Origin of the sequence: Haloplanus salinarum, assembly GCF_024498175.1 — an archaeon.
GTDB lineage: Archaea > Halobacteriota > Halobacteria > Halobacteriales > Haloferacaceae > Haloplanus > Haloplanus salinarum.
The window spans coordinates 1,666,259-1,679,863 of sequence record NZ_CP101823.1; the positions used below are offsets into that span (position 1 = coordinate 1,666,259).

At 67.6% G+C, this 13,605-nt stretch carries 12 protein-coding genes; 9 read left to right on the forward strand and 3 right to left on the reverse strand.

Features of this window, described 5'->3' with window-relative positions; translation table 11 throughout:
• Window positions 1–66: 66 nt before the first annotated feature.
• Window positions 67–546: a DUF2240 family protein gene (locus NO364_RS08590; RefSeq protein WP_157687884.1), complete on the reverse strand. Its 480-nt coding sequence runs from the start codon at window positions 544–546 to the stop codon at window positions 67–69.
• 92 nt (window positions 547–638) lie between these two features.
• On the opposite strand from NO364_RS08590, the gene NO364_RS08595 reads away from it, so the two are divergent.
• A complete protein-coding gene (locus NO364_RS08595; RefSeq protein WP_157687883.1) occupies window positions 639–1,010 on the forward strand; it encodes a 30S ribosomal protein S8e in 372 nt (123 codons plus the stop codon).
• A 90-nt stretch (window positions 1,011–1,100) separates the two neighbouring features.
• On the opposite strand, the gene NO364_RS08600 is transcribed toward NO364_RS08595, so the two are convergent.
• Window positions 1,101–2,102 carry a phosphate uptake regulator PhoU gene (locus NO364_RS08600; RefSeq protein ID WP_157687882.1) on the reverse strand — a complete coding sequence of 334 codons (1,002 nt, stop codon included), beginning with the start codon at window positions 2,100–2,102 and terminating at the stop codon, window positions 1,101–1,103.
• Between the two features lie 308 nt (window positions 2,103–2,410).
• Here NO364_RS08600 and NO364_RS08605 point away from each other — a divergent pair, with 308 nt between their 5' ends.
• The 6 genes from NO364_RS08605 (at window position 2,411) to phoU (ending at window position 10,597) form a co-directional block, all read left to right on the forward strand.
• A complete protein-coding gene (locus NO364_RS08605; RefSeq protein WP_157687881.1) occupies window positions 2,411–3,418 on the forward strand; it encodes a PstS family phosphate ABC transporter substrate-binding protein in 1,008 nt (335 codons plus the stop codon).
• Window positions 3,419–3,472: 54 nt separating this feature from the next.
• Complete coding sequence (gene pstC, locus NO364_RS08610; protein ID WP_157687880.1) at window positions 3,473–4,432, forward strand: phosphate ABC transporter permease subunit PstC; 960 nt, start codon at window positions 3,473–3,475, stop codon at window positions 4,430–4,432.
• A gap of 1 nt (window position 4,433) precedes the next feature.
• Window positions 4,434–6,032, forward strand: a complete 1,599-nt coding sequence (pstA, locus tag NO364_RS08615; protein ID WP_257629092.1) for a phosphate ABC transporter permease PstA — start codon at window positions 4,434–4,436, stop codon at window positions 6,030–6,032.
• A gap of 6 nt (window positions 6,033–6,038) precedes the next feature.
• Complete coding sequence (gene pstB, locus NO364_RS08620; RefSeq protein ID WP_157687878.1) at window positions 6,039–6,914, forward strand: phosphate ABC transporter ATP-binding protein PstB; 876 nt, start codon at window positions 6,039–6,041, stop codon at window positions 6,912–6,914.
• A gap of 102 nt (window positions 6,915–7,016) precedes the next feature.
• Window positions 7,017–9,740 carry a beta-alanine-activating enzyme beta-propeller domain-containing protein gene (locus NO364_RS08625; protein ID WP_257629093.1) on the forward strand — a complete coding sequence of 908 codons (2,724 nt, stop codon included), beginning with the start codon at window positions 7,017–7,019 and terminating at the stop codon, window positions 9,738–9,740.
• A 173-nt stretch (window positions 9,741–9,913) separates the two neighbouring features.
• On the forward strand, window positions 9,914–10,597 hold the full coding sequence (gene phoU, locus NO364_RS08630; protein ID WP_157687876.1) for a phosphate signaling complex protein PhoU: 684 nt from the start codon (window positions 9,914–9,916) through the stop codon (window positions 10,595–10,597).
• On the opposite strand, the gene NO364_RS08635 is transcribed toward phoU, so the two are convergent.
• Complete coding sequence (locus NO364_RS08635) at window positions 10,598–11,266, reverse strand: helix-turn-helix domain-containing protein (protein WP_157687875.1); 669 nt, start codon at window positions 11,264–11,266, stop codon at window positions 10,598–10,600. It abuts the gene before it with no gap.
• 83 nt (window positions 11,267–11,349) lie between these two features.
• On the opposite strand from NO364_RS08635, the gene NO364_RS08640 reads away from it, so the two are divergent.
• A complete protein-coding gene (locus NO364_RS08640; RefSeq protein ID WP_257629094.1) occupies window positions 11,350–11,940 on the forward strand; it encodes a methyltransferase family protein in 591 nt (196 codons plus the stop codon).
• Window positions 11,941–11,950: 10 nt separating this feature from the next.
• The gene (locus tag NO364_RS08645; protein WP_257629095.1) at window positions 11,951–13,603 is read left to right on the forward strand and encodes an NADH-quinone oxidoreductase subunit D; all 1,653 of its coding nucleotides are present in this window, start codon (window positions 11,951–11,953) and stop codon (window positions 13,601–13,603) included.
• The last annotated feature ends 2 nt before the right edge of the window (window positions 13,604–13,605 follow it).

The following is a 13,605-nucleotide window of genomic DNA, read 5'->3' on the forward strand; positions in this document are numbered from 1 at the left end:
CGCCGCACTGTGCTGGCGAACCACCGGTACTGACTTACAATAAACAGTATGACGGATCGGCGACGATCACGCGGAGTCGGCGTCCGACTCCGACTCGGTCCCCTCCCGGAGGTCGGCGAGGGCGCGGTCGGCGGCGGCGTCGACGTCGATTCCCCGGCGGCGGGCGTAGAGGACGGCCGCGGCCTCGATGGTGACGCCGAGTTCGCGCTGTCGCTCGTTGATCGCCGCGACGGCCTCCTGTTTCTCGACGCCGGCCTCGACGAGTGCGGCGAGTACGCGCTCGAACGCGGACTGCTCCCGAAGGACGGACTCGTCGGGGACGAACCCGGAGGGGATGGTGACGGCGGAGGGGTCGAACGACGCGACCAGGTCGTCGCCCTCGCGGGCGAGGAGGCCGCGGCCGGCCGCCACGTCGACGAGGCGCTTGGCCTGATCGGGCGTGAACCAGTCCCGGTCCAAGGAGAGGGCGACGACGAACTCCCCCTCGTCGAGTCGGGACCGCCCCCGGTCGCGGAACGGCGCCGCCACCGCGGTTTCGAGGCTCATGCCCCAGAAGGCGGGGGGCGGCCCACTAAACCCTATCCGTTCCGGCTCCGCGTTCCGAGCGATTCAAGTAGCTGCTAGGACTGGATAGCCGTATGAAAGACCAGGGACGCTCCACGCGCAAGCGGACGGGCGGCCGCCTCCGGCCGTTCCGAAACAAGAAGCGGTACCAGCTGGGCCGTCAGCCGGCCGAAACGACGGTCGGCGAACCCCGGTTCCAGACCATCGACGCCCGCGGGACGGAGACGAAGACGCGGGCGCTCGCCACGAACGTCGCCCAGGTCGCCGACAGCGGCGAGACCGTCGAGGCCGAAATCGAGAACGTCGTCGAGAACCCCTCGAACACCAACTACGCCCGGCGAAACATCCTCACGAAGGGCGCCATCATCGAGACGAGCGAGGGTCGGGCCCGCGTCACGTCCCGTCCCGGTCAGACCGGTCAGGTCAACGCGGTTCTGCTGGACTGAGACGGTTATCGTAACTGTTTCCCGGTGGTTCGCCGGGGAAGTCCGGCGAACCACCGGTGATGACTTACAATAAACGGGATGAGACGCCGGCTACGGCGTCGGTGCCGCCTTCTGCAGTGCCGTCTCGGCGATGTTGCCCCCGTAGTCGGCGCTCCGTGACAGCGAGTCGACGACCAGCCCCAGTAGCTGTGCCCGCGTCGGGTCGAGTTCCCGCAGGAGTTCGTCGATGGAGCGGGCGTGCCCATCGATGCCCTGAACCGACTCCCGAGCCTCGTTGGCGCGGCGCGTCGACTCGTCGCTCTCGTCGAGGAAGAGCGCGTCCATCGCGGCGTCGGTCACGGCCGAGGCGTCGTCGTGAAGCTCGTCGAGGGCGGCGGCGACGTCGTCCGGAACCGGCTCCTCGAACTCGAGCGAGAGGTGGGCGATCTTGGTCGCGTGGTCGGCGATGCGTTCGAGCTGTCGGGCCGCGGACTGGTAGTCGAAACACACCTCGCGGGTGACGCCGAGTTCTTCGGCGGCACGGGGGCTCCGGAGGGTCGCCCGGAAGATACGGGAGACGACCATCCAGAGACGGTCGACGTCGTCGTCGCGCTGGATGACGTCGCGGGCCAGGTCGGCGTCGAGGTCCACCAGCGCCCGCACGGCGTCCTCAAGCATCGAGAGCGCGATGAGTCGCATCCGGGTGACGGCGTTGTTGATCGACAGCTCGGAGGAGTCGAGCAGGTCGCGGATGACCACCCGGTCACGGGTCTCCTCCAGGACTTCCAGGCCGACGAGGCTCTGGGTCGCCTGCCTGATCGTTCGCCGCTGGTCGGTCGTGATGCGGGTACTCTCCAAGGCGATAATGTCGAATCCACTGACGTACATCGTCATCACGGCCCGGATGAGCTCCTCGCCGTCCAGATCGCCGATGTCGAGGGTCCCCTCGGTCCGCTCCTCGCCGGTCCGGGGCGTCATGAAAAGCGAGTCACCCTCGGGGTAGAAGGCCACCTCACTTCCCGCGGAGACTCCGTTGTCGGTCGCCCAGTCTTTCGGGATCGATACCGTGTACGTCGATCCGCCCGTCACCTGCACCTTGCGGGTCTCAACCATACGCGAAGGAAACCGGCGGGGAGAAATAAAACCATCCATATCTATATACTCCTCTAACCGAGCGTGCTGGATCGCCACTCCACCAGGGGTGACGGCCCGTACGGGTGGCCGCTACCGAGCCACATATCGCCCTATAGGCGGAGTAACCGGAATAAGGCTCCGAGATTCTCGTCGATCGGATATCGAGCTGTGGCTCGCGAATCCGGCGGCGAGCGCCCCGGATGGGACCATCGTCATCGGTTGCCGTACGTAGATCTATATAGTTATAATAGAAGGGTACTTACGTCACAGTCGGCCACTGACGGGTGATGACTGACGAACCCGCAGGTGGGTCCGCATCGCGCCGAAAGTTCCTGACCGCGGCCGGCTCGGCCGGTGCGCTCGCCCTCGCCGGTTGTACGCAGAGCGGCGACGACGGTGGCGACGGTGGCGACGGCGGCGACGGGGAGCTCTCCGGCACCATCGACATCGCGGGTAGTTCGACCGTCTTCCCGCTGGCGACGGCGATGGCCGAGCGATTCCAGCAGGAACACTCCGAAGTCAACGTCAACATCCAGTCGACCGGTTCCGGTGGCGGGTTCGCGAACCACTTCTGCCCCGGTCGGACGGACTTCAACAACGCCTCCCGCCCGATCCAATCCGCGGAGGAAGAGGCGTGTTCGGAGAACGACATCACGCCGGTCGAGTTCACCGTGGCCACGGACGCACTGACGATCGTCGTCAACAACGAGATGGACATCGACTGCATCACCGTCGAGGAACTCCGCCAGATCTGGTCGGCCGAGGATCCGCCGACCAACTGGAGCGACGTGAACGACGACTGGCCGGACCAGGAACTGGAGCTCTACGGCCCGACCGACGCCTCGGGGACCTACGACTACTTCATCGAGGCCATCATCGGCGAGGAGGGCCCGGGCCACCGCCAGGACTACTCCGCGACCGAGCAGGACCGCACGATCATCCAGGGCGTCGAGGGCTCGGAGAACGCCATCGGCTATCTCGGCTTCGCGTACTACTCCCAGAACCAGGACCGCGTGACGGCCCTCGGCGTCGACGACGGGAGCGGCTGTACCGAGCCGTCGCTGGAGACCGCTCGAGCCGGCGAGTACACGCCCCTGTCCCGGCCGCTTTTCACCTACGCCAAACAGGAGTCGCTGGCCGAGGAACACGTCGCCGAGTTCGCCCGCTACTGGATCGAGAACTCGACCAGTCAGGAGATCGTCGCCGACGAAGTCGGCTACGTCCCCCTCAGCGACGAGGATCAGCAAGCCGCGATGGACGCCCTCGAATCGGCCATCGAGAACGCGCAGGGTTGAGCGACGCCCGAACGAAGGGTTTTTCGACCGAGCGTGAATCCGACCACACACTAGATGAGTACGGACGACCTGACACAGGACCTCACCCGGCGGACGGAGAACGCGCCACAGGAGCTGTTGACGCGCTCGTTTTTCTTCCTGTGTGCGGTGCTGTCCATCGTCACCACGGTCAGCATCATCGTCCTGTTGACCACCGAGGCGGCGAAGTTCTTCACCGTGACTGCCCCGCTGATGGGCGTCGAGGGAGCGACCGCGTCGGTCGTCGACTTCCTCACCGGCACGGAGTGGGTGATCAACAACGAACAGTTCGGCGTCCTGCCGCTGGTGTCGGCGACGCTCGCGATCACCATCGGCTCCGCGGCCGTCTCGCTTCCCCTCGGCGTCGCGACGGCCATCTACCTCAGCGAGTATGCGACCCCGCGTGCGCGCTCGGTGTTGAAGCCCGCACTGGAGGTACTGGCCGGGGTGCCGACGGTCGTCTACGGCTTCTTCGCCGTCGTCTACATCACGCCCGCACTCAAGACGATCATCCCCGGGCTGGGCACGTTCAACATGCTCTCTGCGAGCATCGTCGTCGGCATCATGATCATTCCGATGGTGGCCTCGATCAGCGAGGACGCGATGTCGGCGGTGCCCGACTCGCTGCGGCAGGCCGGCTACGGGATGGGCGCGACGAAGTTCGACGTCTCGGTCGGCATCGTCGTTCCCGCCTCGCTCTCGGGCATCTTCTCCTCCTTTATCCTCGCGCTCTCGCGAGCCATCGGCGAGACCATGGCCGTCACCGTCGCCGCGGGCTCACAGGCGAACCTCCTCAATCCACTCAATCCCGCCGCGTACCTGGAGGGGGCACTCCCGATGACGGCCGCGATGGTGAACCTGCTGACCGGCGACATCACCGGGGGCGGGGTCGCCTACCGGAGCCTCTTCGCCATCGGCCTCACCCTCTTCGTCATCACGCTCGTCATGAACGTCATCAGCGACCTCGTCGCACAGCGGTACCGGGAGGAGTACTGAGATGGCGACCGAACGTGGCAAGATCGAGGATTTCGGCCACGTCAGCCGGACCGTGGGCACCGTCTTCCGGTATCTCCTGCTCGCGGCGACGCTGTTCGGCATCGTCGCGCTGACGGTCCTGCTGATCTACGTCGCGAACGACGCCATCCAGCCCCTGACGGCCGATCCGGGGTGGCACCTCACCTTCCTCCTGACGCTCGTCCTCCCGACGCTCGCCGTCGGGGCGTACCTCTTCCGGACCGACCCGGCCTCCTTCCGGTTCGGCGGGGCCGTCGTCGGCACGCTCGCCGTCAGCACTATGTTCGCGGGCGGCGTGGCGATGCTCTTCGTCGATATCGTCGAACCGATCACCTGGTTCGCCTACGTCTTCGCCCTCTGTCTCGCGTTCGTCGGCGTCGTGGGCATCGAGCGCTTGGACCGGCGGCTTCCCTTCCTCGCACGCTTCGTCGCCGCCGGTGCGGCCGTCCTCCTGTCGGTGCTGTTCGTCCCCGGCCTCGTCACGTCGCTCCCCGTCTACCCGAGCGACGGCGTGTTGCTGACGCTATCGGTCGGCACGCCCATCGCACTCGTCGTCGGCCGCTACGCCGCCGTCGATGACGGCCGGCGTCGGCGGCTGGCCGCGGTCGGCGTCGCCCTCGCCGCCGTCGGCCTCGGCGCGTTCGTCGGGCCGCTCGTCGGCGTCACGCCGGTGCCGGCGACGGTCGTCCTGGCGGTCGCCATCGTTCCGACCGGCGGCTACGCCATCGGCCACGTGCGCCGCTTCCCCGAGCGACGCGCCGGCCTCGGGTTCGCCGCCGTGATCCTCGGCGGGACGGTGGTGGGAGCCGCCGCCGTCGACGCCCTCGGGTTCGCCGGCCCCCAGTCGTGGGTCGACTGGGGGTTCCTCACCAGCGCCCACAGCGGAACCGCCGCCGACGCCGGCCTCTATCCGGCCATCGGCGGCTCGATCCTGCTGATGGTGACCGTCGCCGCCCTCTCTTTCCCGCTCGGGGTCGGCGCCGCGGTGTACTTGGAGGAGTACGCTCCCGACAACCGCCTCACCCGCTTCATCGACGTCAACATCTCGAACCTGGCGGGCGTCCCCTCCGTCGTCTACGGGTTGCTCGGGCTCGGCGTGTTCGTCACGTACCTCGGTCAGCCGACCGGGACCGTCCTGATCGGCGGGGCGACGCTCGCGCTCCTCATCCTCCCCATCGTCATCATCTCCGCGCGCGAGGCGCTCCGGAGCGTCCCGGATTCCATGCGCCAGGCGTCGTACGGGATGGGGGCGACCCGCTGGCAGACGATCAAGAACGTCGTCCTCCCGCGGGCGTTCCCGGGAATCCTGACGGGGACCATCCTCGCGCTCGGCCGGGCAATCGGCGAGACGGCGCCGCTCATCATGATCGGCGCGCCGAACGTCCTCTTCTCCCTGCCGACGGAGCTCTCCTCGAAGGTGAGCGCGATGCCCCTGCAGGTGTACGCCTGGGCGAGCCTCTTCGCCAGCGACCCGTTCTATCAGGCGGCCGTCCCGGCCGGCGTGGTGGTCCTCCTCGTCGTCCTGCTCAGCATGAACTCCATCGCCATCGTCCTCCGAAACAAGTACCAGAGCGACCGGTAACTACCCATGACAGACAACCCGAACCAGGAGTACGCGGCCGACGAATCGACCGACGATCCGACGACCGACGACATGGCCATCCGGACGGACGTAAGCGAGAGCGTCGCCGCGTCCGGCCCGACGATGAGCGGCGACCCCGTCGTCCGCGCCGAGAACGTCGACGTCTGGTACAACGACGATCAGGCGCTTCAGGACATCAGCCTCGAAATCCCGGAGAATCGGGTGACGGCCATGATCGGCCCCTCGGGCTGTGGGAAGTCCACCTTCCTCCGGTGTATCAACCGGATGAACGACATGATCGACGCCGCACGCGTCGAGGGCGACCTCTATCTGCGCGGGAAGAACGTCTACGACGACGACGTCGACCCCGTCGCGCTCCGTCGGCGCGTCGGGATGGTGTTCCAGTCGCCCAACCCCTTCCCCAAGAGCATCTACGACAACGTCGCCTACGGCCTGAAGATCCAGAACAAGGACGGCGACTACGACGAAATCGTCGAGGACTCCCTGAAGCGGGCGGCGCTGTGGGACGAGGTCAAGGACCAACTCGACACGTCCGGCCTCGACCTCTCGGGCGGGCAGCAACAGCGGCTCTGTATCGCCCGGGCCATCGCCCCCGACCCCGAGGTGATCCTGATGGACGAACCCGCCTCGGCGCTCGACCCGGTCGCCACCTCCAAGATCGAGGACCTCATCTCCGAACTCGCCGAGGAGTACACGGTCGTCATCGTCACCCACAACATGCAACAGGCCGCCCGCATCTCGAACAAGACCGCCGTCTTCCTCACCGGCGGCGAACTCGTCGAGTTCGACGACACCGAGAAGATCTTCGAGAACCCCGACAGCCAGCGGGTCGAGGACTACATCACCGGGAAGTTCGGCTGATCGTCGGGCACCATCGGGGAATCACTTATTACGGACGTGTGACTCGGTCCGGCAGGGATGGCCGATCCGGGGACACGCGCACGGTGGACGCGGCGAGACACGTTGCAGACGGCGACCGGGGCGTTCGTCGGTGGGACGCTGGTTTCGGGACTGTCGGACACGGCGAGCGCACAGAGCGGGGAGTCGTGGCCGCAGTTCGGGTACGACGACGCGCGGACGGGACATGCGCCGGGGAACACGGGGCCGGTGGCGAACGTGGCGGAGCAGTGGCGTTTCGTAACGGAGGGCGCCGTCGGAACGTCGCCCACAGTGGTCGAGGACGTACTCTACGCCGGGAGCGAAGACGGAAACGTCTACGCACTGGAAACGGGGTCGGGTGACGAACGGTGGCGCTTCGAAACGGAAGGACCGGTGGTTCTCTCGTCGCCGACGGTGGTCGACGGCACCGTCTACGTGGGTAGTTACGACGACAACGTCTACGCCCTGGCGACGGGGTCGGGTGACGAACGGTGGCGCTTCGAAACCGGGGGTTTCGTTGATTCGTCGCCGGCGGTGGTCGATGGCACCGTCTACGTCGGAAGTTTCGACGGCTACGTCTACGCACTGGACGCCGAAGCGGGCGGCGAACGGTGGGGCTTCGAGACGGGCGATGCGGTCGTGACGTCACCGACGACGGCCGACGACACCGTCTACGTCGGGAGTCAGGACGACAACGTCTACGCGCTGGACGCCGAATCGGGCGACGAACGGTGGCGCTTCGAGACGGGGCGGACCGTGAATTCGTCGCCGGCAGTGGCCGACGGTACCGTCTACGTCGGGAATCGCGGCGGCGACGTCTACGCGCTGGACGCGGAGTCCGGCGACCAACGGTGGCGCTTCGCGACGGGTGAGCCCGTGTTCTCGTCACCGACGACGGCCGACGACACCGTCTACGTCGGGAGTCAGGACGACAACGTCTACGCGCTGGACGCGGGTTCGGGCGACGTACGATGGCGCTTCGAAACCGGGCTTGGCGTAGAGTCGTCACCGGCGGTGGTCGACGGCACCGTCTACGTCGGAAGTTACGACGGCGACGTCTACGCGCTGGACGCGGAGTCCGGCGACCAACGGTGGCGCTTCGAAACCGGGGATGGCGTTCGATCGTCTCCGGCGGTGCTCGACGGCACCGTCTACGTCGGGTCCAGCGACAACAGCGTCTACGCGCTCACCGGCGACACGCCGACGCCCACACCCACGTCGACACCGGCCCCCACGACCACCTCGATAGCCACCGATACCTCCGGGAGTCCGGACGACGACACCGATACCGACGACGACGCCTCGCTGCCGCTCCTCCCCGTCGCGGGCGCGGCCGCCGCGGCCGGCGCCGGCGGCCTCTGGTACTGGCGGAACAACGGCGAGGACGCCGCCGGCACCGGCTCGACCGCCGCCGACCCGTCGGACGACGGCGGCGGTGGCCCGGTGCGGCGGGGAACGCAACGTGCGAGCGAGGTGTCCGAATCCGGCTCGGACGATACCGGCCCCACACCCGATGCGGTCACCGACCCGCTCGATCGGGGAGACGACCACCGAGAAGCGGCGACCGAGCACGCCGAGGCCGGCGAGTACGACCGCGCGCTCTCGGCGCTCGACGACGCTCGCGAAGCGTACCGCGAGGCCCGCGAGGCGGCGGGCGAAAGCGAGGCGGTCGACGGCGAGGGGATCGAGGATCGGTTGGCGACCCTCGACGATCGCCGGCGAGAGGTGCGCCGGGAGCGATTGGCGTCTCGCCACGATGCGGTACGGGACGACCTCGACCGCGCGGGATCCCTCGTGGAGACCGATCCGGAGACGGCCCGTCGCCAGCTGATGGACCTCGAAGACGATATCGGCGACCTCGCGTCCCGGGCAGCCGGCCGCGGGTTCGACGACCTCGCCGACCGAGCGGCCACCCTGGAATCCGAGCGGGTCGACCTGCTGGCCCAGACCGAGCGTGCGGGACATGAGGGCCCGCCCGAGTCGATCCCCGAGGCACCCGACGTCACGGTCGACTACGAGGCGCTGGCCGACGAGGAACCCATCGGCGGTGGCGGCAACGCCGACGTGACGAGAGCGACCCTGCCGACGCCCGAGGGCGACGTGGCCCTCGCGATCAAGCGCCCGCGGATGCAGGGGACGCTCCACACCGACGCCGTCGAGCGACTCATGCAGGAGGCCGAGACGTGGGACAAACTCGACGACCACGACCACGTGGTCGGCGTCATCGACTACGGAGCCGAACCCCTCCCCTGGATCGCCATGGAGTACATGGACGCCGGGCATCTCGGGGAGCGGGCGGGCGGCCTGGACTTCGAGCAGGCGCTCTGGACGGCGATTTCGATCACGAAGGGTGTCCGGCACGCCCACCGCCGGGGCGTCGCTCACCTGGATCTGAAGCCGGCGAACGTCCTCTTCCGCGGGGTCGAGGGAGCGTGGGACGTCCCGAAAGTCGCCGATTGGGGGCTCTCGAAACACCTGCTGGACCACTCGAAAAGTGTCGAAGGTCTGTCCCCGCAGTACGCCGCCCCCGAACAGTTCGATACGGATCGGGGTGCGGCCGACGACCTCACGGACGTCTACCAACTCGGTGCGGTCCTCTACGAACTCTTCACCGGGGAACCACCGTTCGATGGTTCTCCCGCGGAGGCGATGCACCGGGTGTTACACGAGGAGCCGACGCCGCCAAGCGAGGTGGCGGGCCTGCCGCCCGCGTTGGACGACGTGTTGCTGACGGCGCTCGAAAAGGAGCGATCCGACAGATACGACGGCGTTTTGCTGTTGCGCGAGGCGTTGCAGGGCCTCCGGTGAGTCCAGCGGTGGCCGCCCGGACGGGAGCCGTCACGGCCGACCGGTCGCCGTCGCGACGCGCGGCAGGTGACCGGCAAGTCGACTATCGTCGTCCACCGCCCGCTATATAGCCCTACATAGAGGACTATTGACGGGGGGATAACGCTTAGGGGGGTCGAGGAGAGTGTACTGGTATGGCTCGAACGGATTATCAGTCGTCGCTCGAGGACCTCCGCGACGACGTTCTCTACATGAGCGAAGTCGTCGCGGAGCGGTTGCGGACGGGGCTCGACGCCCTGGAACGGAAGGACGAACGGATCGCCCGGGAGGTGATCGACGGCGACGCCGAGATCAACGACATGTACCTCGAACTGGAGGGGGAGTGTGTCGACCTCATCGCCCTCCAGCAGCCGGTCGCGAGCGACCTGCGCTTCATCGCCGCCTCGTTCAAGATCATCACCGACCTCGAACGCATCGCGGATCTCGCGGTGAACCTCGGCGGGTACACGCTCGACGCCGAACGCGACCTCTTCCCGGACGTCGACATGCAACGGATCGGACGGGCGACCCTCGACATGCTCGACGACGCGATGAGCGCCTACGCCGACGAGGACGTCGACCTGTGTTACGATGTCGCCGACCGCGACGAGGAGGTGGACGCGATGTGCGAGGCCGCCAGCGAACTCGTCGTCCGCGACCTGATCGAAGGCGATTACCTCGGGGAGAGCGAGGACGACGCCGAAATCGAGACGTTGATGCAGGACGTCTCCCGCCTCCTGCTCACCATCCGCGACCTCGAACGCGTCGGCGACCACGCCGTCAACGTCGCGGCACGCACCCTCTACATGGTCGAGAACGACGACGAACTGCTGTACTGATCACGCGTCGGTCGCCCCGCCGACCGCCCGCCGCATCAGCGTCGCCTCCGCCTTCCGCAGGTGTTCGGCCGCCGTCCCCGGGGCGACGTCGAGCGCCGCGGCCACGTCCGCCACCGTCCCCTCGCGCGGCGAGTCGTAGTACCCGCAGTCGACGGCGGCCGCGACGGCTTCGCGTTGGCGGTCGGTGAGTCGTGGCCCCGACGGCCCGGCCCGACGGCGGTACGGGCCGACCGACTCCACCGTCGCCCGCATCCCCGCGGGCAACGCTTCCACGGCGGCGTCGATGTCGGCCGGCGTCCCGACCAGCGTCACCCGGGTCGTGCCGTCCGGTTCGAACGCGACCGGCGGCACCACGACGAGCGTCCCCCGGGCGAAGGCGTCGATGTAGCGCCGGTCCGCATCCGTCGCCCGGTCGCGGACACAGCAGTAGAAGACGCCGTCGACCGGGTCGGTGAGGGCGTAGGCCACCGTCGCCGCCCGCGCGTCGAGTTTCGCACGGAACGGCTCGGGGTCGCCCCGGATCCGAAACACCATCGCGTTCGTCCCGTCGAGGACCGTGTTCCAGTGGAGGAGCGTCGCCCGTTCGATGTCGTCGTGATGCATCTCGAAGGAGTGCATCGGGTGACGCCGTTCGGGGTCGTGGTGCACCCGCAGTCGGGCGTACTTCATCGCCCGGGCTTCGGACGGCAATAAATAAAAAACCTCATCCACGAGGCAGTTTCGACTCCCGGCGTCGCGCCCAACGCCGATCCATGACGCCGATCCGACTCGCGTTCGGGGCCGGACTGCTGTCGGCCGCCGGCGTGTACGTCCTGGTGCTCGGAACGCTCCTGACCGACCACGAGTGGTGGCCGCCCGGCGACCGGACGCCGGCGTACTACGTCCACTGGACGCTCGTGGGCGTCTTCGACGTCGCCCTCCTCGCGACGGCCGTCCTCGACTGGAACGGGTGGGGACTCCCACCGGCCGTGGCCGCCGTCGGAGTCGGCTTCGGACTCTGTGGCACCGCCGTCTTCGTCTGGGGCGCACGGACGATGCGCTCCGCGGAGACGATGGGCGTGACGGGTGAACTCTACACCGGCGGCCCGTACGCCTACACGCGCAACCCACAGTACCTCGGCATGATCGTCGGCGTGATCGGATTCGGCCTCGCGGTCGATTCGGCACTCGTCGCCGCCCTCGCCGCCGTCCACGTCGGCTGGGTCCTCCTTCTGCCGCGCGCCGAGGAACCACATCTGCGGGCCGAGTTCGGCGAGGAATACGGTCGCTACGTCGCCCGCGTTCCACGGTTCGTCGGCCCCTCCACGTTCTCCGGGGCCGAGGACGACGAACTGCCGAACTGATCCCCCTCTTATGACGGCACGAAACCCGGAACCACGGCTCGAATCGTCAGCGACCGACGAATCCCTCGCCGACCTGCTCTCCCCGTACACGGTCGGCCGTGATACCCACCTGAACGCACCCGCGTTCGTCGTGCGTCCCGACGAGGTGCGGGCGGCGCTGTCGACGCTCCGGGGCGCGGCCGGATTCGACCACTGTTCGTGTGTCACCGCCCAGGAGTACGAGAACCGCTACGAGACCATCTATCACCTCCGGAAGTACGACGATCCCACTGACGAAGTGAGCGTCGTCGTCCCGGCACCGAAGTCGTCGCCGGTCTCCGAGAGCGGGAGTTCGGTCTACGAGACGGCGAACTGGCACGAGCGGGAGGCCTACGATCTGGTCGGCATCAAGTACGATGATCACCCTGACCTGCGTCGTATCCTCCTGCCCGAAACCTGGCAGGGTCACCCGCTCTCCCGCGACTACGATCGGAACCGGCCACAGGTCGTCCGCTACGACGAGAACGCGAATCCGGTCGGCGACGACGACCAACGCGGGGAGACGATGTTTCTCAACATCGGCCCCCATCACCCGGCGACCCACGGCGTGTTGCACCTCGAAACCGTCCTCGACGGCGAACAGGTCGTCGACGTGGACCCGGACATCGGCTACATCCATCGGTGTGAGGAACAGATGGCTCAGTCGGGGACGTACCGGTACCAGATCATGCCGTATCCGGATCGCTGGGACTGGGGTGGCGGGGGACTACTGAACGAGTGGGCCTACGCCCGGACCGCGGAGGACCTCGCGGACATCGACGTCCCCGAGTACGCGCAGGTCATCCGGACGATGAGTGCGGAACTGTCGCGTATCCTCTCGCACCTGCTCGCGGTCGGAACGTACGCCCTCGACGTCGTCGGTGACTTCACCGCCACGTTCATGTACGCCATCAACGACCGCGAGTCGGTGCAGAACATCCTCGAAGAGCTGACGGGTCAGCGCCTGATGTTCAACTACTTCCGTCTCGGGGGGGTCGCCTGGGATCTGCCCGAACCCCGGGTGGAGTTCGTCGAGCAGGTTCGCGCGTTCCTCGACGACCTCCCCACACGGTTGGAGGAGTATCACGACCTCCTCACGGCCAACGAAATCCTGCAGATTCGCACCGTCGATACGGGCGTCCTCCCACCGGCGGTGGCCAAGCAGTACGGCTGTACCGGCCCGGTCGCCCGGGGGTCGGGCATCGACTACGACCTGCGCCGCGACGACCCCTACGGCTACTACGACGAACTCGATTGGGACGTCGCCGTCGAGGACGGCCGTGACAACTACGCCCGGTTGCTCGTCCGCCTGCGCGAGATCGAGGAGTCCGCGAAGATCATCGAGCAGTGCGTCGACCGCCTGGAGGACTGGCCGGAAGACGAACGGCGGGTGCAGTCGAACGTCCCGCGGACCATCCGCCCGGACGACGACGCCGAAATCTACCGCGCCGTCGAGGCCGCGAAAGGCGAACTCGGCGTCTACATCCGTGCCGACGGCACCGAGAAACCCGCCCGGTTCAAGATTCGAGGCCCGTCGTTCTCCAACCTGCAGGCGCTTCCGGAGATGTCCAACGGTGAGTACGTGCCCGACCTCATCGCGACACTCGGTAGCCTCGATACGATAATGGGCGAAGTCGACCGATGACG